Genomic DNA, 23,155 nt, shown 5'->3' on the forward strand with positions numbered 1-23,155 from the left:
AAACATCTCTGGAACGGTGATTGTTCCCACGTCGGCCTCCCGGGTTTCGCTACGCTCTACCCGGGCTACGCCCCTTGAGAGGTTGTGGTGGCAGCCGCCCGCTCGCTTGCTTCTACTTCGCAATCAACAACAGCACCGACCGCCCCTGCAGCCCATACACCGTGTACTCCCCACCAATCAACGCCTCGGACCCCGGCACGACGACCGTATCGGGGCCTTCGTTCCAGGTGGCGGTATCGGTGACGCGGTACCACTGCTTGCCCGCGCCGGGCCACGGCAGCGTGAAGTTCACGTTGCCCGACCAGCCGTTGTAGGCCACATAGATCGCACTGGCCGAATCGCCGAACTCGCTGCCGTCGATGCGCCAGGCGATGGCGTGATTGTTCGCGTTGGTGAAATACGCCGTGTCGGCCTGCGCACCGTCCGGCTTGAACCAGCGCAGCTGCTCCATCACGTTGCCGTTGTTGTCCACGCCCGAATAGAAATTGGCCGGGCGCAGCGCCGGGTGCGCCTTGCGGAAGGCGATCAGGCGCTTGCTGTAGGTCTCGTGATTGGCCTCGACGGTATTGCGGGTCCAGAACAACCAGTTGGCCGACGAATCCAGGTTGTACACGTTGTTGTTGCCGAACTGCGTGCGCAGCGCCTCGTCGCCGCCGGTGATCATCGGCACGCCGGCGCTCAGCATCAGGAACGCCAGCCCGGTGCGCGCTGCCTTGCGCTGGTCGATCACCGCCCCGCCCTGGTCCCAGCTGTGGTTGTTGTCGTCGCCGCCATCGGACGGACCGTACGGCCAGGGCTGGTTGTTCTGCTTGCTGTTGTAGGCGTACAGATCGTTCAGCGTGAAACCGTCGTGCGCGACCATGAAGTTGACCGAATGCCAGGGCTTGCGGCCGTCGTCGCCGTACAGGTCCGACGAACCGGCGAAACGGTTGGCCAGTTCCGCCGGCGTCACCGCCTCCACGCCCATCTGGTTCTGCTTCTTGCGCAGCGAATCGCGATAGATGCCGTTCCATTCGGCCCAGCCGGTGGGGAAACCGCCGACCTGATAGGAATTGCCGCCGATCGCCCACGGTTCGGCGATCAGATCCAGCCCGGTGCCGCCCGCGTCCGGCCGCGGCGGCAGTTCGGTCACGATGCGGTTGAGCGCATTGCCCGCATCCATCTTGTCGAAGTTGAAGCAGCCGTGCTGGCAGGTGTTGCCCAGCACCGAGGCCAGGTCGAAGCGGAAACCGTCGACGCCGAGCGTGTCGCGCCAATAGGCCAACGAATCGACGATCAGATTCTGCGCGATGGTATTGCGCGTGTTGTAGTTGCCGCCGACACCGGTGTTGTCCCACGAATACTGCAGGTCGTTGGTCAGCGAGTAATAGGTCGGATTGTCCAGGCCGCGCCAGGACTGCAGGTTGTACACGGTCAGTCCATCGCTGCCGCCCCACGCTCCGCCCTCGCCGGTGTGGTTGTAGACCACGTCGATGTAGACCTTGATGCCGGCGTCGTGGAAGGCCTTCACCATCGCCTTCCACTCGCGGGTGGGGCCGCCCGGCGTCTTGTCCGCCGAATAGCGGCGGTCCGGGGCGAAATAGTTGAGCGTCATGTAGCCCCAGTAATTGTCCCCGGTCGTGGAGGTGGGGTCGACATCGTTGGTGTCGTTCTGGGTTTCCTGCACCGGCAGGAACTCGACCGCGGTGACGCCGAGGCTGGCCAAAGTCGACGCCTTGAGCGCGGCGCCCGCATAGGTGCCGCGCAACGAGGCCGACATCGCGGTGTCGTCCTTGGTCAGCCCGCGCACATGCACTTCGTAGACCACCTCGTCCTTCAGTGCGCGCGTGGGCTTGGTGCCGTTGGAGGTGGTGATGGGCGCCAGCACGAGGCCCTTGCTGGCGCAGGCGCCGCTGTCTTTGTTGCGATGGGTGGCGCCGCTGGCGTAGATCGTGCCGTCGGTGCAGGTGGGGGTGTTGGGGTCCTGGCTGATCTCGAGCGCGTACGGATCGATCAGCAGCTTGTTCGGGTTGAAGCGGTTGCCGTTGGCGTCGATGTCGGTGACGAAGCCGGTGCCGCTGCCTTTGGTCCAACTGGCGTTGTACGGCCAGTTCGGGCCCCAGGCGCGATAGCCGTAGTAGACCGTGCCGGTGATGCCGTAGGTGTTCTGCAGCGTCGCCACCGAGGCGGTCTTCGACCAGACGTTGGTGGCGTCCTTGGTCAGCACGTAGCGCACTACTTCCTGCGCGCCGGAGGGAGTCTTGTAGAGGAAGACCTCGATCCGCGTGGCGCGCGAGGAATAGACGCGGAAAGTGATGTTGCTCTGGGTGCCGTCGTACTTGGCACCGAGGTTCTGCGCGTTGATCGCCGCCTGCGCGGCCGGAGCCGGTGCGAGCAACACGGACAAAAACAGCAGGCACGCACCCACACCGCCGAACAGACGCATTGCGTTACGCATCGCAGCACCCTCCCAGGTAGCCGATAACGCGCGACGGTTCGTCAGCGCGCCGATGCATTGTGGGCCGTGGTGCAACTGCACAACGTGACCGTTGAAGCCGATGCATTCGTATTCATTGCCCTGTTTCGGCCGCCTACGCGGCGCGTCCGGCTTTCACCGGAGTTTTTACCGGGCGGCGGTAGCATGCCGATCTCACATTAAGGAGTCCGCCATGACCCCGCTGGACAAACCCCTGCGCAGAGCGCTGGAAATCGGCGACCGTTCCTACACCCTGCTGGTGGATGCTTCCGGGTTGAAGCTCACCGAGAAGGGAAAACGGAAAGGGATCGAACTGAAGTGGGACGACCTGGTTTCCGGAGACGCGGCGCTTGCGGTCGCCTTGCAAGCTTCGGTGGATGCAAAGTGATCGTCAGCTCATCAATCGATCGAGTTGCCGCGCCGGGTTGTCCAGGAACGCCTTGGTCACCTGGTAGTGCTCGGTCTGCTCGTACTCCACCTGATGCAGGCCGTCTTCCCTGATCTGATAGATGCAGGCGTCCGGGTAGGCCATCAGGATCGGCGAATGCGTGGCGATCACGAACTGCGAACGCGACTGCACCAGTTGATGCAATCGCGCGATCATCGCCAGTTGCCGTTGCGGAGAGAGTGCGGCTTCCGGTTCGTCCAGTACGTACAAGCCTTTGCCGCCGAAGCGGTTGACCATCAGCGCGAAGAACGACTCGCCGTGGGATTGTTGGTGCAGCGAGGTTCCGCCGTACGAATCGATGATCAACGACCCGCCGGGCCCGCTATCCAACCGCTCGATCTCCGTGGCCAGGTTGAAGAAACTCTCGGCGCGAAGGAAAAACCCATCCTTGGCCCGGCGCACGCTCTTGCCCAGCGTCAGATACTCGTGCAACGCCGAGTGCGAGGCACGGGTCTGGAAGTTGAAGTTCTTGGTGCCGCCTTCGGGATTGAAACCCCAGGCGACCGCGATGGCCTCCAGCAGCGTGGACTTGCCGCTGCCGTTCTCGCCCACGATGAAGGTGACCTTCGGATGCAGTTCCAAGGTATGCAGGTGATGCACCACCGGCAGCGAGAACGGGTACTGGTTGAAGTCGGGAACCTTGCTGCGTTTCAGCTTTACGTCCAGCAGGTAGTGTTCGGCGTCGATAGCGCGCATGGATCGGCCCTGATTGCCCGGCCGTCAGCCTACCCCGCCGCATTCGCGCGCCTTGAGACACGCAATACCCAAACAGCGGCTGTGGGAGCGCCGTCCCGGCGCGAGCTCTTCATGCAGGACAAAGATCAAGAGCTCGCGCCGGGACGGCGCTCCCACGTCTCACCAGTTGTCGTGATGCTTACAGCCAGCCCTTCTGCCGGGCCAGTCGATAGGCCTCGATGCGGTTGCCCACGCCCAGCTTGCCGATGGCTTCGGAAAGATAATTACGCACCGTGCCGTGCGACAGATTGAGCTGCAGGGCGATGTCGCCCGCCGAGACACCCTCGCCGGCCAGGCGCAGCACTTGCCGTTCGCGGTCGTTCAAGGGGTCGGCTTCGGACCACGCTTCCACCGCCAGATCCGGATCGATCGCGCGCCCGCCCGCATGGACCTTGCGCACCGCCTGGGCCAGATGGTCGGCCGGCGATTCCTTCAGCAGATAGCCCAGCACGCCCGCATCCAGCGCGCGGCGCAGGAACCCGGGCCGCGCGAAAGTGGTGACGATGATGACCTTCACCGGCAACTGATGGCGCTGGATGCGCTGCGCCAGTTCCAGCCCGCTGAGCCCGGGCATCTCGATATCGGTCACCAGCACATCGGGCTTCAGCCGCTGCAGATCGCGCCACGCCGCTTCGCCATCGGCCGAGGCGCCCAGCACTTCGAAATCGCTTTCCATGCCCAGCAACGCCGACAGCGCGCCGCGCACCATGGCCTGGTCTTCAGCCAGCAGGATGCCGATCACGCGAGGGAGGTTGCAGTGCGCATGCGGCGAAAATAGCAAATCCGGACGCCCGACTGGCGTTCGCATTCCGCGACGACTTCTTTATTCGCCCGAAACATCATTCACCTGGAGCATCCACCGCCTGGACGGCAATGGTCGCAGGCAGCGGCAAGGTCACCTCCACGCGCGTGCCCTGGCCCGGCGTGGCGTCCACGCGCAGCCGGCCGCCCAGCGATTCGATGCGTTCACGCATGCCGCACAGGCCGTTGCCCGGCACGATGGCGCCGCCGCGCCCGTCGTCCTCGATGCGCAGACTGACCTGCCGGTCCGCGCTGCGCAGGGACACGCTGGCGCCTTCGGCGCGCGCATGGCGTTGGATGTTGGTCACCGCTTCGCGCACCGCCAGGGCCAGCACGGTTTCCTGCTCGGCCGACAACGCCACTTCGCTCATCTCGTAGCTGAAACGCACGCCGTCCGATTCCAACAGCAATCGCGCCGAGGCCAACTCCGCCGCCAGCCCCGCGGCGCGAATGCCGCTGACCGCGCGCCGCACCTGCGCCAGCGCATCGCGAGCCACGTTGCTGACGTCGTCCATTTCCTTGCGTGCGGCTTCGGGATCGTGGCCGATCAAGCGCGAGGCCAGATTCGATTTCAACGCCACCAGCGACAGCGTGTGGCCGAGCAGATCGTGCAGGTCGCGGCCGATGCGTTCGCGTTCGGCCAGGGCAGCCAGGCGCCTGACCTCTTCGTGGCTCAGGCGCAGCTGCGCTTCGCTGCGCAGCTTCTGCAGCAGGCCGATGTTGAACACGCCCACCACCACGCCGGCGATCACCGCGCTGCTCATGTAGATCATTGGGATGTCTACGGCGAGCCACGCCACGGAGTAAAGGGCCAGCAGCGCGCAGATGGTCAGCAACGCCTTGCGCGCGCTCATGCAGAACGGAAAGAAGGCGCAGGCGTAGATGATGTAGCTCTGCGAACCGGGGTTGTAAGGCAGCAGCGCGAAGCCCAAGGCGCCGATCGCCAGCGCGATCGCCAACCGGTGGCGCGGGTGGTCGTAGTGGAAGCGCTGGAACAGGAACAGGAATACCGCGTAGCTGGACAGCGTGGGCCACAGCCAGGTGGAGTAGTACTTATCGGAATAGAACGGAGTGATGAACAGCCAGACCGACCAGACCAGGTTGATCCAGGGGAACCAGCGCATGCCGACGTCGGCGCTGGCCTGTTGCTGACAGGCCAGCGAATCCGGAGCGGTACGGAACAGTGAGCGGAACAGGGCGGTGGTCACGGCAGCCTCAGGCGCGTTGCAGGCGTCGTTGCGCCAGGAACAAGCATATCGCCGTGAAGGCCAGCATCACCGCTACATGCATCCACACCGGGCGGCCGCTGTCCTGGCCGACGATCTTCAGCGCCAGCTGGCTCAAGTGCCAGGCCGGCCATAGCGGTGCGATCTGTTCCACCACGGCCGGCAGCAGGCGCAGCGGCAGCCACAGGCCGGACAACAAGGCCATCGGCATGTAGATCAGGTTGACCACCGCCGGCGCGCCGCTGCCGTTGACCAGGGTGCCGATCAACAGGCCCAGCGCGCAGAACGGCATCACTCCCAAAATATCCACGCACAGCAACAGCGCGGCCTGCGACGGCGTCATCTGCACGCCGCCCAGGGTCACCCCGGCGACCAGCAGCATCGCGCCGATGCAGGCGGCGAAGATCATGGCCATGGCCACTTTCGCCAGCAGCGGCGCAGCGGCCGGCACCGGCTGCACGCGCTTGAGCGTCAACAGGCCGCGCTCGCGATCGATGGCCAGACCCACGCCGAAACCGAACAGGCCCGGGCCGATCACCCCGAACACGCTATAGGTCGCCATCAGATAGCTGCTGGCGCCGGCGTTGCCGCGGTTGAGCAACACGCCGAACAGCAGGTAGAACATCGGCGCGAAAACCAGGGTGGGAACACTGAAGGCCGGGGTGCGCAGCAGGCGCAGGAATTCCAGGCGCGCTTCGCGCAGGTACAGCGCGACCGTCGCACGGGGGGTGAAAGGGATCGGAGCGAGTGCGTTCATGCGGCCTCCGCGGCGCGGGTGATTTCAAGGAAGGCGTCGGCCAGGCCGGCGCGGTGCACTTCGAGGGCGGACAGTTGCGGATCCTCGGCCAGCAGGCGCGCGACCACCGGTTCCACCGGTTCTGCCTGGATTTCCAACAGGCCGCCGTCGCGCTGTACGCGGCGTACGCCCGGCCAGGCGGCGACGCCTTGTTCGTCCACCTGCGACTGGCAGCGGATGCGCCGTTGCAGCACGCGTTCGCGGATCTGCTCCACGCTGCCTTCGGCCAGGGTGCGGCCGGCCTGCATCACCACCACGTGGTCGGCCAGCGCTTCGGCTTCCTCCAGGTAATGCGTGGTCAACAGCACCGCGCAGCCGGCGGCGGCGCGTTCGCGGATGGCGGCCCACATCTGCTGGCGGGCCTCGATGTCCAGGCCGGTGGTGGGTTCGTCCAGGAACAGCACCTGCGGACGCCCGCAGATCGCCATCGCGAACTGCACGCGACGCTGCTGCCCGCCCGACAATTTGCCGTAGCGCCGTTCCAGCAGGCCGTCCAGCCCGGCCATCGCCACGCAGTCGGCCACGCTCAGCGGTTGCGGGTAATAACCGCGCGTCATCGCCAGCAGCTCGCCGACCTTCAACGTGTCCGGCAACTGGGTGGATTGCAGCATCACGCCGGTGCGGCGGCGCGCTTCCATCGCCTGCGGAGGCTGGTCGAGCAGGCTGGCGTCGCCCTGGTCCGCCTCGCACAAACCCAGCATCACCGATACCGCGGTGCTCTTGCCCGCACCATTGGCGCCCAGCAATGCGAGCACCTGGCCGCCGCGCAGTTGCAGATTCATCTCGTCCAGTGCGACGGCCTTGCCATAGGATTTGCGCGCGGAACGCAGCCGGGCCAGGACTACAGGAGGAGAAACTACGATGGAACCAGACATGGCGACATCCCAAATGGAAGTAACGCCATCCTCCGCCGCAGGCCGCCTGTGTTGCAGTGCAAGCCATCAGCCCAATGAGGTGACAGCTGTCACTGGCCCCGTGCGGCGACCGCAGGCAAGCTGGCCGCCGTCGCATCGTCAGTGCTGCCAGTTCCCGCTCCCGCGGAAACGCAGAAAGTGACTTTCGGCAACTGGGCTCGGTTAACCTTGCCGGTCACACTCTCCGCCCTGCCCCGTCTGGCTACTCGATGAATACTTCCGCAGACCTGCTCAAAGAACTCCGCATCGACCGCAAGGCGCCGCCTCCGCCGCCGAAATCACGGCGTGGGTTGTGGCTCTGGCCGGCTATCGCCCTGGTCTTGCTGCTGCTGGCGATCGCGGGATGGTTCGCGTTCGGCCGCGAAAAGGCGATCGAAGTGCGCACCGCGCCGACCGCCGCGATCGGCGCGGGCACCGCATCGGCCTCCGTGCTGGACGCCAGCGGCTACGTGGTGGCGCGGCGCATGGCGACGGTATCGGCCAAGATCACCGGCAAGGTGAAGGAAGTGATGATCGAGGAAGGCCAGCGCGTGGAGGCGGGCCAGGTGCTCGCCACCCTGGACCCCATCGACGCCAACGCCGAACGCTCTCTGTACGCGGCGCAGTTGGGCGCCGCACAAAGCCAGGTCACCGGCACCCAGGCCCAGTTGGTGGAAGCCGAAGCCAATGCGCGGCGGTTGTCGACCCTGGTCAAGCAGCAGCTGGTGTCCAAGTCGCAGTACGACCAGGCCGTCGCCCAGCGCGACTCGCTGCGTGCGCAGCTGGTCACCGCCCAGCGCAACGCCAAGGTTTCCGCCGACCGCCTGACCATCGCCGACAACGGCGTGGACAACACCGTGGTGCGCGCGCCGTTCGCCGGCGTGATTACCGCCAAAGCCGCGCAGCCGGGCGAAATCGTATCGCCGCTGTCGGCCGGCGGCGGCTTCACCCGCACCGGCATCGGCACCATCGTCGACATGGATTCGCTGGAAGTGGAAGTGGAAGTGGGCGAGCAGTTCATCGGCCGCGTACAGCCGAAGATGCCCATCGAAGCCACCCTCAACGCCTACCAGGAGTGGAAGATCCCGGGCGAGGTGATCGCCATCATCCCCACCGCCGACCGCAGCAAGGCCACGGTGAAGGTGCGGGTGGCCTTGAACGTGAAGGATCCGCGCATCGTTCCGGACATGGGCGTGAAGGTCAGCTTCCTGGAAGCGGGCAAGCCGGCCGGCGCGCAGCCGAAGAACGAAGGCGTACGCGCCCCCAGCGCCGCCATCAGCAACCGCGACGGCAAGGACTATGCCTTCGTGGTGACCGAAGAAGACACCGTGGAACAGCGCGAACTCCGTCTGGGCCGCGAAATGGGCGACGATCGCCAAGTGCTGCAAGGCTTGTCGGCCGGCGAATCCGTGGTCCTGGACCCGCCGGCGGAACTGAAGGAAGGCATGAAGGTGAAGATGGCGGAGGAAACCACCGAATAAGCCGTGACTGCCTCGTGATTTTCATCGCTCCAGAACGAATCAAGTAGGAATCGCTGTCGATTTTGCTGTTGCTTCTCCGTCGCTTCACGAGACCCGTGAGACGCGGCAAGCGGATCGGGACAAACCCCGCAGGGGCGGCGCACAGGGATGTGCGCCGTTTCCGGAGGCGCAGGAGGCGCCTTACGGAAATTCCCGATCGGCTTGCGGACCCAGCGGCTTCATCGCTGGGCGCGGCGTAGGGCGGCTTTCTTTTGGTTACTTTTCTTTGCCGTTCAAAGAAAAGTGACTCGCGCGTAGCGCGAAACGCTTTTTGCATCAAAGCAAAGATGAAAGCAAAGTCACTGGGTTCCCGCCTTCGCGGGGTGTTCAACAGCCGAATGGCTGGTCATGACGAGCAAACGACAGAGCAAGAGATCAAAACAAGATCAAAGGCACCCCTCCTCAATCCTCCCCTGCGCTGCGCGCAAGGGAGGAGGCAGAAGCAGAAGCAAACGCAAACGCAGAAGCAAACGCAAGATCAAGATGGATCCCAGCTTTCGCTGGGATGACGACGATGGGATGACGGCGGTGGGGTTACGCGGGTTGCGCGTCCGGCGCTGGAAGTTCAGACGACAGAAAACTTCAGACGAAACAAACTTCACAAGAAGGAAAACGCACATGTCCTCACTGGTCTCCATCCGCAACCTCACCAAGAACTACCAGCGCGGTCCCGAACAGGTCCACGTCCTGCATGGCCTGGACCTGGAAATCCCGCGCGGCGACTTCGTCGCCCTGATGGGGCCCTCCGGCTCCGGCAAGACGACCCTGCTGAACCTCATCGGCGGCCTGGATACGCCCACCGGCGGCGAGATCGAGATCGAAGGCGAGCGCATCGACAGCTTCAGCGACGGACAGCTCGCGCACTGGCGCAGCCAGCACGTCGGCTTCGTGTTCCAGTTCTACAACCTGATGCCCACGCTGACGGCGCAGAAGAACGTCGAGCTGCCGCTGCTGCTGACCAAGCTCGGCGGCGCGCAACGCAAGCGCAATGCCGAGATCGCGCTGCAGCTGGTGGGCCTGGCCGACCGCGGCTCGCATCGCCCCAACGAACTCTCCGGCGGCCAGCAGCAGCGCGTGGCCATCGCCCGCGCCATCGTCTCCGACCCGACCTTCCTGATCTGCGACGAACCGACCGGCGACCTGGACCGTCATTCGGCCGAGGAAGTGCTGGGCCTGCTGCAGCTGCTGAACAAGGAGCACGGCAAGACCATCATCATGGTCACCCACGACCCGAAGGCCGCCGAGTACGCGACCCACACCATCCACCTGGACAAGGGCGAACTGGCCGACACGCCGGCCGCTCACTGAGGAGGGCGCCATGAAATATTTCTCCCTCATCTGGTCCGCGCTGTTCCGCAGCAAGACGCGCACTTTCCTGACTTTGCTGTCGGTGATCGCCGCGTTCCTGCTGTTCGGCCTGCTGGACTCGGTGCGCGTAGCCTTCAATAGCGGCGGCAGCGTCGCTGGCGCCGACCGCCTGGTCGTGGCTTCGCGCCTGTCGATCACCCAGATGCTGCCGTACAGCCTGCTGCCGCAGATCCAGTCCACCCCGGGCGTGAAGAAGACCGCGTACGCGGCTTGGTTCGGCGGCATTTACCAGGATCCGAAGAACTTCTTCCCCAACTTCTCGGTCAGCCCGGACTACTTCGAGATGTACCCCGAATACATCATCGACCCGGCGCAACTGAAAGCCTGGCAATCCGACCGCACCGGCGCCATCGTCGGCGAAGCGCTGGCCAAGCGCTTCAACTGGAAGGTGGGCGACACCATTCCGCTGCAGGCGACGATCTTCCCGCAGAAGGACGGCAGCAACGCCTGGCCGCTCAAGCTGAGCGGCACCTTCAAACTGGCCGATAGCAAGCGCAAAGGCGAAGAGAACCAACTGGTCTTCCATTGGAAATACTTCGACGAAGCCAACCAGTACACCAATGGCCAGGTCGGCTGGTACATGGTGAAGCTGGACAACGTGGACCACGCCACCCGCGTGGCCAAGGCCATCGACGCCATTTCGCAGAACTCCAGCCACGAAACCAAGGCGCAGACCGAACAGGCGTTCAACCAGTCCTTCGCCAAGCAGTTCGCCGACATCGGCCTGATCGTTACTGCGATCATGGCCGCGGTGTTCTTCACTCTGCTGCTGCTGACCGGCAACACCATGTCGCAGGCGGTGCGCGACCGCATTCCGGAACTGGCCGTGCTGAAGACGCTGGGCTTCACCAACGGCACCGTGCTGACGCTGGTGCTGGTGGAAGCGATCCTGCTGATCGTGCTGGGCGGAGTGATCGGCCTGGGCATCGCGGCGATCATCATCCCGGTGGTCAGCGCGATGAGTGGCGGCATGTTGAATCTGCCCGGCATACCGAAGGAAACCTGGCTGGTGGGACTGACCCTGATGCTGGGCATCGGCATCGTGGTGGGAGCGTTGCCCGCGATGCGGGCGATGCGCCTGAAGATCGTCGACGCGCTGGCTGGCCGATAAGGAGCACGACATGAAGAATCAATGGCTTTGGAATGCGCTCTCGGTCCTGTTGCTGATCGTGGGCCTGGTGGTCTGGATCATGTTGCCGTGGTACGGCGTGGCCGCGGTCGCGGCGCTGCTGGCGCTGTGGCTGCTACTGACGCGCACGGGCAGGCTTGCGCTTGCCGCCGCGCGCATCGGCATCGCCAGCCTGCCGCAACGCTGGGGTGCCTCGAGCGTGATCATCGTCGGCATCGCCGGCGTGGTCGGCGTGCTGGTGGCGATGCTGGCGATGGGCGAAGGCTTCGACGCCACGCTCAAACAGACCGGCAGCGACGACACGGCGATCATCCTGCGCGGCGGTTCGCAGGCCGAAACCAATTCGGTCATCACCCGCGACCAGGTGCCGCTGATCGGCAACCTGGCCGGCATCCGCAAGGATACCGCCGGCAAGCCGGTCATCTCGCCGGAGCTGTCGCAGGTGGTCAACCTGCCCACCGCGAGTTCTGGCGAGGACGCGAATGCGCAGTTCCGCGGCGTCAGCGAGGAAGCCTGGACGATCCGACCGCAGATCAAACTGATCGAGGGCCGCAAGTTCAACGTGGGCGTACGCGAACTAGTGGTCGGACAGGGAGCGAAGGGCCAGTACCGCGGGCTGGATGTCGGCAAGCAGGTCAAGCTGGGCAACCAGACCTGGACTGTGGTGGGCGTGTTCGCTTCCGGCGATGCGCACGATTCGGAATTGTGGACGGATATCGAAACGCTATCCTCTGCCTACGATCGCCGCGCCTACCAGTCGGTCACTGTGGGCGTGAACGGCAAGGCCGGCTTCACCGAGCTGAAGAGCGCGATGGACAACGATCCGCGCCTGAAACTGGATGTGTCGACCACACGCGATTACTACAGCAAGCAGTCCGCCGGCCTGACCAAGCTGATCAAGGTACTGGGCACGGTGATCGGTACCATCATGGCGATCGGCGCGGTGTTCGGCGCGTTGAACACGATGTACGCAGCGGTGGCCGGACGCGCGCGCGAGATCGCCACGATGCGCGCGATCGGTTTTCGCGGCACGCCGGTGGTGATGGCGGTGATGCTGGAGACCATGCTGCTGGCGCTGCTGGGCGGGTTGCTGGGCGGCTTCATCGCCTGGGCCATCTTCAACGGCTACAGCGTGGCCACGCTGGGGGCGAATTTCAGCCAGGTGGTGTTCCAGTTCAAGGTCTCGCCCGAGTTGTTATGGAGCGGTCTGAAGTGGGCGCTGGGCATCGGCCTGGTGGGCGGTTTGTTCCCGGCCTTGCGTGCGGCGCGGTTGCCGGTGACGGCGGCGTTGCGGGCGACTTGAGCCGAGTGGAGCAGCGTGGGTCGGGGCGAGTACGCCCCGACCCGTTCCACTGAAAAGTAAAAAGATGTCATCCCGGCGCATGCCGGGATGACGACTCCCTATTTGCTTTGCGCAACCGATTTCAAAGAATCCGGCGGGTCAATCGAGCAATCCTTCGCCAACGGCTTTTTCAACATCGCCCGGCGTATCCAAGTCGAACTCCAACTCCACCGCCTGCATCAGATAAATCGAATCCGTCGGCAGCCGCTGTAGCGCCCCGCGCAAGCCGCGGTCGCCATGCAGATCGCGTGCTTCGACAAGCACGGCCGCACTGACCACCGCGGGAACGCCGCGCGCTTCACCGTGCAAGGTCGCCGCGCAACCCGAGCCCGATGCGGCTGCGCCGAAGAGCAACCGCTGCAGGTGCGGGAAGTCCAGCGCCGGTTGGTCGCAGCCCAGGATCAGTGCGCTTTGGTCGTCGCCCAGACTCCCGACCGCCAACCGCAGACTGCTGGCCAGTCCTTCCTCCCATTGATCGTTGTGCAGGACCTCGACGGATACATCTGCAATGGCGTCGCGCACTTCGTCCGCATACGCGCCGACCACCACCAGCAGGCGTTGCGGCTGCGTAACCGAAGCCAACCGCACCGCACGATGCACCAGCGTTTCGCCGCCGCGCTTCAACAATTGCTTGGGAGCGCCAAGGCGGACACTTCCGCCCGCTGCCAGCACGATCGCAGCATGCGGAAGCGGGAGCGTCATTGCGGAAACCGGTAAGCCTGCAACTGCGCGGCGATGCTCAAGGCGATCGCTTCCGGCCCCTGTCCGCCCAGCTTCAATCCGACCGGCGAATGCAGGCGCGGCAGCAGGCTTTCACGAGCGGCTGGCGGCAAGACGCGGAATAGATCCTCACGGCGCCGCACCGGACCCAGCAAGCCGACGAAGGGAAGTTCGCCGGCGGCGAGCGCGTACAAAGCCTCGCGATCCATTTCGAAGTTGTGGTTCATCACCAGCGCGGCATCGAACGCTTGCCCGGGCATCGACACCGCCGCTTCCGGTGAAGCTTCGATCAGCGCGTCGGCATAATGGACTTCGGTCAGCCAGCGCGCGCGACGCTCCACCAGCGTGGTCATCCAGCCCAAGCTGCGCAATAACGGCAGCAAGGTCGGCGTTTCGGGACCCGCACCGAACACCAGCACGGCAGGCGGCGCGGAAACCGTCAGGTTCCATCTTGCCGCCGATGCATGGAACTCTTCCGAATGCGCGGCGTCCATCCGCCATTGCTGTTGCAGCTCGCCGACTTCGGACGAGACTTCCCCTTCCGAAGAAATCGAAAGCCGCAACGTTCCCCGCCCCTGCCGCCAGACTTCCACCAGCGCCGGCCAACCATGCAACGCGGCCAGCGGCAACAAAGCCAGGCGCAGGCGACCGCGGCAGCCGAGCGCGGAGCCGCCGATCAGGTCTTCGTCGTCGCGGGTGTCGATGTCCATCCATTCGATGCGCGAACGCGCCACCGCGTCGCCTGCGCGCCTTTCTATTTCGGGCTCCAGGCAACCGCCGCTCAACCACCCTACCTGTCCTTCACGCGCGCCGAACAATGCCATCGCGCCGGGACTGACATAGGTGGAGCCTTCGGTCTCGACCACGACGACCAGCGCAGCGGAATCCCCGCGCTGGTGCGCGGCGGCGGACGTTTCAAGAATGCGACGATAGCTGCTCATAGACATTAGACGATGGACTAAGCCGTACGCAGTTGGCAACCCGGTAGCGGCGGGAGTAAGGTGAGCGTCACCCCAGCCGCCGCCAGGGAACTTCCCATGAAATTGAACGTCAACGGCACCGAACGCGAAGTCGATGCGCCGGCCGACATGCCCCTGCTGTGGGTCCTGCGCGACCTGATGGGACTCACCGGCACCAAGTTCGGCTGCGGCATCGCCCAATGCGGCGCGTGCACCGTGCATATCGAGGGCGCGCCATTGCGCGCCTGCATCACGCCGGTCTCGGCGGTCGCGGGAAAGAAGATCACCACCATCGAAGGACTTTCCGCCGACGGACAGCATCCGGTGCAACAGGCATGGACGGAGCTGGATGTGGTGCAGTGCGGCTACTGCCAGTCCGGACAGATCATGTCCGCAGTGGCGTTGCTGGCGAAAATTCCCAGCCCCACCGATACCGATATCGACCAGGCCCTATCCGGCAACATCTGCCGCTGCGGCACTTATCCGCGCATCCGCGCGGCGGTGCATCGCGCGGCGGAACTAGACAAAGGCTGATTTGAGCCCCTCTCCCGTCGGGAGAGGGGTTGGGGTGAGGGTACGCCGAAGTCACTGGCACCCGAATCATCATGAGCTTCATCCGAATCATCATGGACTCCGCCGTACCCTCATCCGACGCTTCGCGCCACCTTCTCCCGATGGGAGAAGGGAACAAAAACGGAGATCGACCGTGAACACTGCAACTCCCAATTCGCGCCGTCAATTCCTGAAAACCAGCGCCGTGCTCGGCGGCGGACTGGTGATCGGCTTCGTCATCCCCGGCGCAAAGCGCCTGGCTCTCGCGCAACCGGCGGCCGCCGCGGCGGTCGCCGGCTTCGCACCCAACGCCTTCTTGCGTATCGGCAACGACGACAGTGTGACCGTGCTGCTGTCGCATTCGGAAATGGGCCAGGGTGTGTGGACCGCGTTGCCGATGCTGATCGCCGAAGAACTGGATGCGGACTGGTCGAAGATCAAGGTGGAGCATGCACCGGCGGCGCCGGCTTACTTCAGTCCGGTATTCGGCATGCAGGGCACGGGCGGATCGACCAGCAGCTGGTCCGAATTCGATCGTTACCGGCAAGCGGGCGCTGCGGCGCGCGCGATGCTGGTGCAGGCCGCGGCCGCGCATTTCAAGGTGCCGGCAGCGGAAGTACGCACCGAAAACGGCGAGGCCATCGCCGGCACGCAGCGCGTGCGTTATGGCGCGCTCGCCGACGCCGCCGGCAAGTTGAAGGCGCCGGATGCGGCCACGATCACGCTCAAGGATCCCAAGGACTGGAAGATCATCGGCAAACCGACCAAGCGCCTGGACTCGCCGGAGAAGATCACCGGCCGCGCGCAGTTCGGCATGGACGTGCAGTTCGAGGGGCTGCTGACCGCCGTGGTCGCGCGCTCGCCGGTGTTCGGCGGCAAGGTCAAGTCGTTCGACGCGGCTGCAGCCAAGGCGGTGGCCGGCGTGCGCAACGTGATGCAGATTCCGACCGGCGTGGCGGTGATCGCCGATCATTACTGGGCGGCGAAACTGGGACGCGATGCGTTGAAGGTCGAATGGGACCTGGGGCCGAACGCGGCGCTGGACAGCAAGGCCCTGCGCGCGCAGTTCACCGAACTCGCAGGCACGCCGGGCCTGCCTGCCGCGCAGGCCGGCGATGTCCTGGCCGCGTTGCCCAAGGCGGCCAAGACGGTGGAAGCCGAATACGCCCTGCCGTACCTGGCGCATGCACCGATGGAACCGTTGAACTGCACGGTGAAAATTTCACCGGACAAGTGCGAGTTGTGGATCGGCACCCAGTTCCAGACCCTGGAGCAGAAGACCGCGGCGGAAGTCACCGGACTCAAGCCCGAGCAGGTCTTCGTCCACACCACTTTCCTGGGCGGCGGTTTCGGGCGCCGCGCCAATCCGTCGCCCGATATCGTGTTCGAGGCCGTGCACATCGCAAAAGCCGCCAACGCGCCGGTGAAAACCGTATGGAGCCGCGAGGACGACGTGCGCGGAGGTTTCTACCGCCCCGCGTTCGTGCACAAGGCGAAAGTGGGACTGGATGCGGACGGCAAGCCGATGGCGTGGCAGCACGTGATCGCTGGCCAGTCGATCATCGCCGGTACGTTCTTCGAACCGATGATGGTCAAGAACGGCATCGACGCGACCTCGACCGAGGGCGTCGCCGATTCTCCCTACCTCAAGGACGTCCCCAACCATCGCGTCGGCCTGCATTCGCCCAGACCCGGCATTCCGGTGCTGTGGTGGCGTTCGGTCGGCCATAGCCACACCGCCTTCGCCATGGAAAGTCTGGTCGACGAACTGGCCCACGCGGCCGGCAAGGATCCTGTGGAATATCGACGCGGCCTGCTCGCCAATCATCCGCGGCACCTGGGCGTGCTGAACCTGGCCGCCGAAAAGGCCGGCTGGGGCGGTCCGCTGGAGAAAGGCCGCGGACGCGGCGTGGCGGTGCACGAATCCTTCGGCAGCTTCATCGCGCAGGTGGCGGAAGTGTCGGTGGAGAACGGCGCGATCCGCGTGCATCGCGTGGTCTGCGCGGTCGATTGCGGGGTGGCCATCAATCCGGCCGGCATCGCCGCGCAGATGGAATCGGGCATCGCCTTCGGCCTGGGCGCGGCGCTGCACAGCCGCATCACCTTCAAGGAGGGCCGCGTGCAGGAATCCAATTACCACGACTACCAGGTGCTGCGCATGAGCGAGATGCCCGCGGTCGAAGTGCACATCGTACCGAGCACGGAAAAGTCCGGCGGCGTCGGCGAACCCGGCACCGCACCGATCGCACCTGCGGTGGCCAATGCGCTGTTCGCCTTGAACGGGCAACGCCTGCGCGAACTTCCCTTCCAGCTTGCAGCGCAGACGCCGGCCGCGCCGGCGAAGGCGTGAGGAGACGACGATGCGCATCCTGTTCGCCAGCCTCTTCCTGCTTGCGCTGACCGCCTGCGGCCCGCGTGTCAGCCCGGAGCAGAAGACCAAGGCCGTCGAGGCCTTCGCCACGATCGAGAAAGTGTTCCAGCATCCGCGCTGCAGCAACTGCCACATCCCCGGCGATGCGCCGTTGCAGTTCGATGCGCAGACGCCGCACGCGATGGGCGTGGTGCGCGGCCCTGAAGGAAAGGGCGCGCTGGGCCTGCCCTGCGCCACCTGCCACGCCGAAGCCAACCCACCGGCCAGCTACGGCCCGCACGCACCTCCGGGCGCGCCGCACTGGTCGCTGCCGCCGCCGGAACACAAGATGGCGTGGATCGGACTGCCCGCTGCGCAGTTGTGCGCGATGATCAAGGACAAAAAGAGCAATGGCGACCGCGACTTCGCCGCGCTGCTCAAGCATGTGGGCGAAGACAAGCTGGTGCTCTGGGGTTGGAATCCGGGCGCAGGCCGCGCGCCGGTGCCGGTGCCGCATGACCAGTTCGTGGCCGCCTTCAAGCTGTGGGCCGATGCGGGCGGTCCCTGCCCGGGCGACGCCTAGCTAGCTCTCGGTCGCGACGATCGGCGCAAGCTTGCGCGAGCGCCAGACGCCGTCGATGGCGAAAATCGCCAGCCCGATCCAGATGAAGACGAAACCGATCGCGCGATCGCGGTCGAAGATTTCGCCGAACACCAGCACGCCGATCAGCAACTGCAAGGTCGGCGCGAGGTACTGCATGAAACCCACCACGCTGTAGGGAATGCGTCGCACCGCATAGGAAAAGCCGATCAGCGGCAGCGCGGTCAGCACGCCGCCGAATACCAGCAGCGCGTCGGTCTGCCAGCTCCAGCTGCCGACGAATCCGCCGCTACCATGGCTCTCGAGCCAGACCAGCGCCGCGACCGCCGGCAGAAACAGGTACAGGCTTTCGATGGCCAGGCCGGGAATGGAATCCACCACCGCCAGCTTGCGTATGAAACCGTAGAAACCGAATGAAGCCGCCAGCGACAGCGCGATCCACGGGAAGCTGCCGTAGTTGAAAGTCAGCCACAGCACGCCGGCGGCGGCGATCGCCACCGATACCCACTGCGCTACGGTCAGGCGTTCGCGCAACAGCAGCACGCCCAGCAGTACGTTGAGCAACGGATTGATGAAGTAGCCCAGGCTGGTTTCCACCACGTGGCCGGCGTTGACGGCCCAGATGTAGAGTCCCCAGTTGAAGGCGATCAGCAGGCCGCTCAGGGCCAGCATCCAGGGTACGCGTGGCCTTGCCATGGCTGTACGCAACCATTGCAGGCCTTGGGTGAGGCATAAGCCGATAACGACCAGCAAGGCGCTCCACACGATCCGGTGCATCACGATCTGCAGCGAAGGCACGTTCTTGAGCAGATGCCAGTACAACGGCATCAATCCCCAGATCACGAACGATCCCGCCGCGGCCCACAAGCCGCGACGGTCGATGGTCGCGGCGGTCATTCGATCTGCTCCGGACTGGCTTTGAGAGCGGCCGGCTTGGAGTTGCCAGGTTCGGAGCCGCTCAGCTTGGGGCTGCGCCCCTTACCCAGAGTGATGGCGACCACGCCCAGCAGGATCACCGCCATCGCACCCAGATCGTGAGCGGTGAACTGCTCGGCGGCCAGCCACGCGCCCAGCATCACCGCGATCACCGGATTGATATACGCATAGCTGCCGGCGAGGGTGGGACGCACGTGGTGCAGCAGCCAGACATAGGCGGTGAAACCGATGATCGAACCGAAGGTCATCAGGTAGACGACGGACAACGTGCCTTTCAGCGTCGGCATGCCGTGGAAACTTTCGCCGGTGACGAAACCCGCGAGCAGCATCATCAGCCCGCCGGTCAGCATCTGTCCGGCAGCGGACATGAAAGGCGAAGGCAGATCGCGGCCCTTGCTCCAGATCGAGCCGAAGGCCCAGGCGATCGGCGCGATCAACAGCGCCACCAGGCCGGCGGGCGTGGCCGACAGCGTGCTGCCCGCGTTGAGCCAGAGCACGCCGATGAAACCGATAGCGATGCCGATCCATTCCAATCCGCTCGGGCGTTGCCCGCGGGCCAGCGAAAACAGGCCCATCCACAGCGGCGTGGACGCAATGGCGACCGCGGCCAAGCCCGACGACACCCATTGCTCGGCGATGCTGACCATGCCGTTGCCGATGCCCATCATCAGCAAACCCATCAAGGCCATGTTCTTCCATTGCGCGCGCGTCGGTGCCGCTTCGCCGCGCAGGCGCAGCACGGCGAACATCATCGCTCCGGCCAGCAGGAAACGGCCGCCCGCCATCAGCAGCGGCGGATAGCCGCCTTCCAACGCGAAGCGGATGCCCAGATAGGTGGAACCCCAGATCAGGTAAACGGCAGCCAGCGCAACGGCGACGGCCAAGCCGCCGCGCGCCGGTGAGGCCACGTTGGAAACGGAGGAGTTCATGGGGGACACCCGATAGTCAGACCGATATTGTAGTCCCGCACTTCAGTGGACGGCAGCCGGGCCGCGTTGAAAGCTTTGGCATGCTGTGTTGCGTCTGGCTCAAGCCGGCGGTCTATCTTGCAGAACGATTCCGTAGGAGCGACGCGAGTCGCGAAGCTCTGAAACCGTCATGGCTTCGCGACTCGCGTCGCTCCTACAGCAAACAAGATGCGGACGCGGACATTCACGCGGCGCGCTCGCGTTCCAGCAGAGCCTGTTTCAACGGCAGGCCCCAGCGATACCCGCCCAAGGAACCGTCGCCACGGATGACGCGATGGCACGGCACCACCACCGCGATGCGGTTGTTGGCGCAGGCGCTGGCCACCGCGCGCGTCGCCTTGGGCGAACCCAGCGCGTCGGCAAGTTCGGCGTAACTGCGGGTTTGGCCGGAAGGGATTTTCATCAACGCATCCCAGACGCGCTTTTGGAAGGCGGTGCCCATCAGATCCACGGGCACGTCGCTGCTGCGGCCCGCCAGACGCTCGGCCACCGCCCGCAAACGCGGAGCGAGGAAGTCGTCGCTGCCCGCGTCCACGCGCTCGATCCTTGCGTGCGGGAATTCCTCGCGCAGGCGCTTTTCCAGCACTTGCGCATCGTCGCCCAGCTCCACCGCGCAGATGCCGCGTTCGGTAGCCGCGACTAAAGCGCTGCCCAGCACGGTGTCTACCAGCGCCCAGCGGATTTCCATTCCCGCACCGCCCGCGCGATAAGTGGCGGGCGTCATGCCGAGCTTGACCGCGCCCTGTTCGTACACGCGCGAGGGCGAGCCGTAGCCGGCGTCGTAAAGCGCAGCGCTGACGTCGTTGCCGGCGCGCAGGCCGGATTTCAGCGCACCGAGTTTTTTCTGCGCAAGGTATTCGGCGGGACTGATGCCGTAGCGGGCCTGGAACTTGCGCTGCAGATGCGAGGCGCTGAGTCCGACCGCGGCAGCCAGCTCGTTCAAGGTGGGCTCGCCGCCGTCCAGCAGCTCGCGGGCGCGTTCTAGTTTTTGGTCGTGGTTTTCCATGGCTCAAAGCGTAGCGGGCGCACTGGGCGCCCGCTATCCGATTCTTGCTGTTGCTGCTGTTTCCTTCTCCTTCGGGAGAAGGAAAGCAATCAATCCGCCCAGCGTCCCGGCATGGTCGATACCGGCAGCACCTGCGCCGACAAGGTGCGGTCGTTGCCCAGCACGTCGATGGCGTCGCCCAGGATCGCGGCCGATTCGCGCAACAGCGGATCGGGACGCTTGTCGGCCAGTTTCTCGCGGGCGGCGTCCTTCACGATATCGCGCTCGTTGGCGCCCAGGCCATCGTCGGCCGCATCGTCGGCCAGCGGATCCAGCGCCAGGCCCAGGGCCTTGCGTTCGGCCTGGCGTTCCTTGCGCTGGGTGTCCTGCTTGTCGCGTTCGGCGCGGCGCTCGGCTTCGTTGAGCGATACGTATTTCTTGGCGGCCTCGGCGCGGAAATCGGTCACGTCCTGCGACCACCACTGGAATTCCTTGTCGGTGGCCACGCGGGTGGCGTGCAGCGCTTCCAGGCGCGGCAGCAGCGGCGCGAAGTTGCCGTACTGCGTGTGCGGCACCGCGGCGATCTTGGTCCACGGCAACGCGTTGTCGTAGGTGCTCTCGCCGTATTCGGTGGCGTCCACGCTGACCGGGAACGCGATATCCGGCACCACGCCCTTGTGCTGGGTGCTGCCGCCGGCGACGCGGAAGAACTGCGCGATGGTCAGCTTGACCGAACCGAAGCGCGGCGTTTCATTGGCCGGCCAGCGATCCAGATCGGCCAGGTTCTGCACAGTGCCTTTGCCGAAAGTGGTCTCGCCGATCACCAGACCGCGTCCATAATCCTGGATGGCGCCGGCGAAGATTTCCGATGCGGAGGCCGAACCGCGATTGGTCAGCACCGCCAGCGGGCCGTCCCATGCCACGCCCGAAGTGCGGTCGGCATTGACGGTGACGCGACCGCCGGACTCGCGCACTTGCACCACCGGGCCCTTGTCGATGAACAGGCCGGTGAGTTCCACCGCTTCGTCCAGCGAACCGCCGCCGTTGTTGCGCAGGTCCATGACCACGCCATCGACGTGGTCGGCCTTGAACTGGACCAGCAGCTTGGCGATGTCGCGCGTGGCCGAGGTGTAATCGTTCGGATTCTTGCGGCGGCCCTCGAAGTCCTGATAGAACGCCGGCAGCTTGATCACGCCGATGCGGCGCGCCGGTTCGCCATTGGCGGCGGGCAGCTCGATGGTCTCGGCCTTGGCCGCCTGCTCTTCCAGCTTGATCTTCTGCCGGGTCAGGGTGACCTGCGCGTGCTTGCCGTCCACGCCGCTTTCGGCGGGGATGTATTCCAGCCGCACCTGCGTATCTTTCTTGCCGCGGATCTGCGCCACCACGTCGTCGATGCGCCAGCCGATCACGTCGGTCATCGCACCGGATTTGCCCTGACCGACCGCGACGATGCGGTCGCCCGGCTTGAGCGTGCCGTTCACGTCGGCCGGACCGCCGGCGATGATCTCGCGGATCACCACCACGTCGTCCTGGCGCTGCAGCTGCGCGCCGATGCCTTCCAGCGACAGCGACATGGACTGGTTGAAGTTCTCCGCCGTCTTCGGAGTGAAGTAATCGGTATGCGGATCGATCGCATTGGTGTAGCTGTTGAGGAAGGTCTGGAACACGTCTTCGCTCTTCAGCTCATTGACCGTGCGCTGATAGGTCGCATAGCGCTTGTCCAGGGTCTTGCGGATCTCGTCGGGCTTCTTGCCGGCCAGTTTCAGGCGCAGCCAATCGTTCATCACCGACTTCTTCCAGACCTCGTCCAGTTCCTGCGTGTTCGCGGCCCAAGGCGCTTTCTCGCGGTCGTATTCCCAGCGCTGGTCGCCGGTGAAATCGAAGTTCTGCTTCAACAACGTGCGCGCGTAGGCGACGCGCTGGCCGACGCGCTGCTTGTACACGGCGAAGATGTCGTAGGCCGGCTCCAGTTCGCCGCTGCGGATGGCGTCGTCCAGTTCGGTTTTGTAGGGGCCGAACTTGGCGATATCGGCGGCGGTGAAGTACTGCTTGCCGCCGTCCAGGGATTCGAGGTAACGCTTGAAGATGTCTTGCGACAGCGCATCGTCCAGCGCGCGCGGGCGATACGCGTAGCGGCTGTCGGACAACAGGCCGTACACCTGCTTGGAGGTGGAGGCCTGGTCGGCGGTGGGCCCGGCGGTACCGGCCAGGGGCTCGCCGTCGGCACGCGCAAGCAGGGCGAGCGGTGCGACCAGGGCCAGGGAAAGGAGGGCGACGGCGGGACTCTTCAATTTCATTCGGCTACTCGTTGGCCATGATGGCCTATGGGGATGCTGCGGAAAGCTCTGACCTGGCGACAGTGCCGAAAGTT

General features: G+C 65.1%; 19 protein-coding genes and 1 pseudogene. 8 read left to right on the top strand and 12 right to left on the bottom strand.

What is annotated here, in order from left to right; genetic code table 11:
* Positions 1-112: 112 nt before the first annotated feature.
* A complete protein-coding gene (locus J2W94_RS07575; protein WP_310091844.1) occupies positions 113-2,437 on the bottom strand; it encodes a glycogen debranching protein in 2,325 nt (774 codons plus the stop codon).
* A gap of 211 nt (positions 2,438-2,648) precedes the next feature.
* Between J2W94_RS07575 and J2W94_RS07580 the strand changes: the two genes are divergently transcribed.
* Complete coding sequence (locus tag J2W94_RS07580) at positions 2,649-2,843, top strand: hypothetical protein (RefSeq protein WP_310091846.1); 195 nt, start codon at positions 2,649-2,651, stop codon at positions 2,841-2,843.
* Between the two features lie 3 nt (positions 2,844-2,846).
* Here J2W94_RS07580 and J2W94_RS07585 read toward each other — a convergent pair whose 3' ends face one another.
* The 5 genes from J2W94_RS07585 to J2W94_RS07605 form a co-directional block, all read right to left on the bottom strand.
* Positions 2,847-3,599, bottom strand: coding sequence for an AAA family ATPase (locus J2W94_RS07585; RefSeq protein WP_310091848.1), 753 nt, complete (start codon positions 3,597-3,599; stop codon positions 2,847-2,849).
* A gap of 178 nt (positions 3,600-3,777) precedes the next feature.
* Entirely contained in the window at positions 3,778-4,380 is a 603-nt protein-coding gene (locus J2W94_RS07590; protein WP_310093643.1) for a response regulator transcription factor, read from the bottom strand.
* Between the two features lie 97 nt (positions 4,381-4,477).
* A complete protein-coding gene (locus J2W94_RS07595; RefSeq protein WP_430540594.1) occupies positions 4,478-5,563 on the bottom strand; it encodes a sensor histidine kinase in 1,086 nt (361 codons plus the stop codon).
* Positions 5,564-5,654: 91 nt separating this feature from the next.
* Positions 5,655-6,422, bottom strand: coding sequence for an ABC transporter permease (locus J2W94_RS07600; RefSeq protein WP_310091852.1), 768 nt, complete (start codon positions 6,420-6,422; stop codon positions 5,655-5,657).
* A complete protein-coding gene (locus J2W94_RS07605; protein ID WP_310091854.1) occupies positions 6,419-7,336 on the bottom strand; it encodes an ABC transporter ATP-binding protein in 918 nt (305 codons plus the stop codon). Before J2W94_RS07605 ends, J2W94_RS07600 begins: the two co-directional genes overlap by 4 nt.
* A 248-nt stretch (positions 7,337-7,584) precedes the next feature.
* Between J2W94_RS07605 and J2W94_RS07610 the strand changes: the two genes are divergently transcribed.
* The 4 genes from J2W94_RS07610 to J2W94_RS07625 all read left to right on the top strand — a co-directional run bounded on the left by J2W94_RS07610 (position 7,585) and on the right by J2W94_RS07625 (position 12,674).
* Positions 7,585-8,835 (top strand): efflux RND transporter periplasmic adaptor subunit, encoded by a 1,251-nt coding sequence (locus J2W94_RS07610; protein ID WP_310091856.1) that lies wholly within the window; start codon positions 7,585-7,587, stop codon positions 8,833-8,835.
* Between the two features lie 657 nt (positions 8,836-9,492).
* Entirely contained in the window at positions 9,493-10,182 is a 690-nt protein-coding gene (locus J2W94_RS07615; protein WP_310091857.1) for an ABC transporter ATP-binding protein, read from the top strand.
* Between the two features lie 10 nt (positions 10,183-10,192).
* On the top strand, positions 10,193-11,353 hold the full coding sequence (locus J2W94_RS07620; RefSeq protein WP_310091859.1) for an ABC transporter permease: 1,161 nt from the start codon (positions 10,193-10,195) through the stop codon (positions 11,351-11,353).
* A gap of 10 nt (positions 11,354-11,363) precedes the next feature.
* Positions 11,364-12,674, top strand: a complete 1,311-nt coding sequence (locus J2W94_RS07625; RefSeq protein WP_310091861.1) for an ABC transporter permease — start codon at positions 11,364-11,366, stop codon at positions 12,672-12,674.
* 138 nt (positions 12,675-12,812) lie between these two features.
* Here J2W94_RS07625 and J2W94_RS07630 read toward each other — a convergent pair whose 3' ends face one another.
* Together J2W94_RS07630 and J2W94_RS07635 are read right to left on the bottom strand one after the other, a co-directional pair.
* Positions 12,813-13,415: a nucleotidyltransferase family protein gene (locus tag J2W94_RS07630; RefSeq protein ID WP_310091863.1), complete on the bottom strand. Its 603-nt coding sequence runs from the start codon at positions 13,413-13,415 to the stop codon at positions 12,813-12,815.
* Complete coding sequence (locus tag J2W94_RS07635; RefSeq protein ID WP_310091866.1) at positions 13,412-14,374, bottom strand: XdhC family protein; 963 nt, start codon at positions 14,372-14,374, stop codon at positions 13,412-13,414. Before J2W94_RS07635 ends, J2W94_RS07630 begins: the two co-directional genes overlap by 4 nt.
* 96 nt (positions 14,375-14,470) lie before the next feature.
* Between J2W94_RS07635 and J2W94_RS07640 the strand changes: the two genes are divergently transcribed.
* The 3 genes from J2W94_RS07640 (at position 14,471) to J2W94_RS07650 (ending at position 17,877) form a co-directional block, all read left to right on the top strand.
* On the top strand, positions 14,471-14,926 hold the full coding sequence (locus J2W94_RS07640) for a (2Fe-2S)-binding protein (RefSeq protein ID WP_310091868.1): 456 nt from the start codon (positions 14,471-14,473) through the stop codon (positions 14,924-14,926).
* 172 nt (positions 14,927-15,098) lie between these two features.
* Positions 15,099-17,294: a xanthine dehydrogenase family protein molybdopterin-binding subunit gene (locus J2W94_RS07645; protein WP_310091870.1), complete on the top strand. Its 2,196-nt coding sequence runs from the start codon at positions 15,099-15,101 to the stop codon at positions 17,292-17,294.
* A gap of 10 nt (positions 17,295-17,304) precedes the next feature.
* Positions 17,305-17,877, top strand: a complete 573-nt coding sequence (locus J2W94_RS07650) for a hypothetical protein (protein WP_310091872.1) — start codon at positions 17,305-17,307, stop codon at positions 17,875-17,877.
* On the opposite strand, the gene rarD is transcribed toward J2W94_RS07650, so the two are convergent.
* From rarD to J2W94_RS07670, 4 genes and pseudogenes are all read right to left on the bottom strand, one after another.
* Positions 17,878-18,792, bottom strand: a complete 915-nt coding sequence (gene rarD / locus J2W94_RS07655) for an EamA family transporter RarD (protein ID WP_310091874.1) — start codon at positions 18,790-18,792, stop codon at positions 17,878-17,880.
* A gap of 74 nt (positions 18,793-18,866) precedes the next feature.
* A pseudogene (gene yedA / locus J2W94_RS07660) lies at positions 18,867-19,760 on the bottom strand (drug/metabolite exporter YedA); the annotation flags it as partial.
* Between the two features lie 223 nt (positions 19,761-19,983).
* The gene (locus tag J2W94_RS07665) at positions 19,984-20,805 is read right to left on the bottom strand and encodes a bifunctional transcriptional activator/DNA repair enzyme AdaA (protein WP_310091876.1); all 822 of its coding nucleotides are present in this window, start codon (positions 20,803-20,805) and stop codon (positions 19,984-19,986) included.
* A gap of 89 nt (positions 20,806-20,894) precedes the next feature.
* A complete protein-coding gene (locus tag J2W94_RS07670) occupies positions 20,895-23,081 on the bottom strand; it encodes a carboxy terminal-processing peptidase (RefSeq protein WP_310091878.1) in 2,187 nt (728 codons plus the stop codon).
* Between the last annotated feature and the right edge of the window lie 74 nt (positions 23,082-23,155).

The organism is Pseudoxanthomonas sacheonensis (genome assembly GCF_031455975.1).
Lineage (GTDB): Bacteria > Pseudomonadota > Gammaproteobacteria > Xanthomonadales > Xanthomonadaceae > Pseudoxanthomonas_A > Pseudoxanthomonas_A sacheonensis_A.

Excerpts from the sequence above, each read along its gene's own strand:
- J2W94_RS07650 (WP_310091872.1), top strand. The coding sequence starts at position 17,305 with ATGCGCATCCTGTTCGCCAGCCTCTTCCTGCTTGCGCTGACCGCCTGC.
- J2W94_RS07620 (WP_310091859.1), top strand. The coding sequence starts at position 10,193 with ATGAAATATTTCTCCCTCATCTGGTCCGCGCTGTTCCGCAGCAAGACG.
- J2W94_RS07595 (WP_430540594.1), bottom strand. The coding sequence starts at position 5,563 with ATGCGCTGGTTCCCCTGGATCAACCTGGTCTGGTCGGTCTGGCTGTTC.
- J2W94_RS07605 (WP_310091854.1), bottom strand. The coding sequence starts at position 7,336 with ATGTCTGGTTCCATCGTAGTTTCTCCTCCTGTAGTCCTGGCCCGGCTG.
- J2W94_RS07640 (WP_310091868.1), top strand. The coding sequence starts at position 14,471 with ATGAAATTGAACGTCAACGGCACCGAACGCGAAGTCGATGCGCCGGCC.
- J2W94_RS07625 (WP_310091861.1), top strand. The coding sequence starts at position 11,364 with ATGAAGAATCAATGGCTTTGGAATGCGCTCTCGGTCCTGTTGCTGATC.
- J2W94_RS07610 (WP_310091856.1), top strand. The coding sequence starts at position 7,585 with ATGAATACTTCCGCAGACCTGCTCAAAGAACTCCGCATCGACCGCAAG.
- J2W94_RS07630 (WP_310091863.1), bottom strand. The coding sequence starts at position 13,415 with ATGACGCTCCCGCTTCCGCATGCTGCGATCGTGCTGGCAGCGGGCGGA.
- J2W94_RS07575 (WP_310091844.1), bottom strand. The coding sequence starts at position 2,437 with ATGCGTAACGCAATGCGTCTGTTCGGCGGTGTGGGTGCGTGCCTGCTG.
- rarD (WP_310091874.1), bottom strand. The coding sequence starts at position 18,792 with ATGACCGCCGCGACCATCGACCGTCGCGGCTTGTGGGCCGCGGCGGGA.
- J2W94_RS07600 (WP_310091852.1), bottom strand. The coding sequence starts at position 6,422 with ATGAACGCACTCGCTCCGATCCCTTTCACCCCCCGTGCGACGGTCGCG.
- J2W94_RS07615 (WP_310091857.1), top strand. The coding sequence starts at position 9,493 with ATGTCCTCACTGGTCTCCATCCGCAACCTCACCAAGAACTACCAGCGC.
- J2W94_RS07585 (WP_310091848.1), bottom strand. The coding sequence starts at position 3,599 with ATGCGCGCTATCGACGCCGAACACTACCTGCTGGACGTAAAGCTGAAA.
- J2W94_RS07670 (WP_310091878.1), bottom strand. The coding sequence starts at position 23,081 with ATGAAATTGAAGAGTCCCGCCGTCGCCCTCCTTTCCCTGGCCCTGGTC.
- J2W94_RS07580 (WP_310091846.1), top strand. The coding sequence starts at position 2,649 with ATGACCCCGCTGGACAAACCCCTGCGCAGAGCGCTGGAAATCGGCGAC.
- J2W94_RS07665 (WP_310091876.1), bottom strand. The coding sequence starts at position 20,805 with ATGGAAAACCACGACCAAAAACTAGAACGCGCCCGCGAGCTGCTGGAC.
- J2W94_RS07635 (WP_310091866.1), bottom strand. The coding sequence starts at position 14,374 with ATGAGCAGCTATCGTCGCATTCTTGAAACGTCCGCCGCCGCGCACCAG.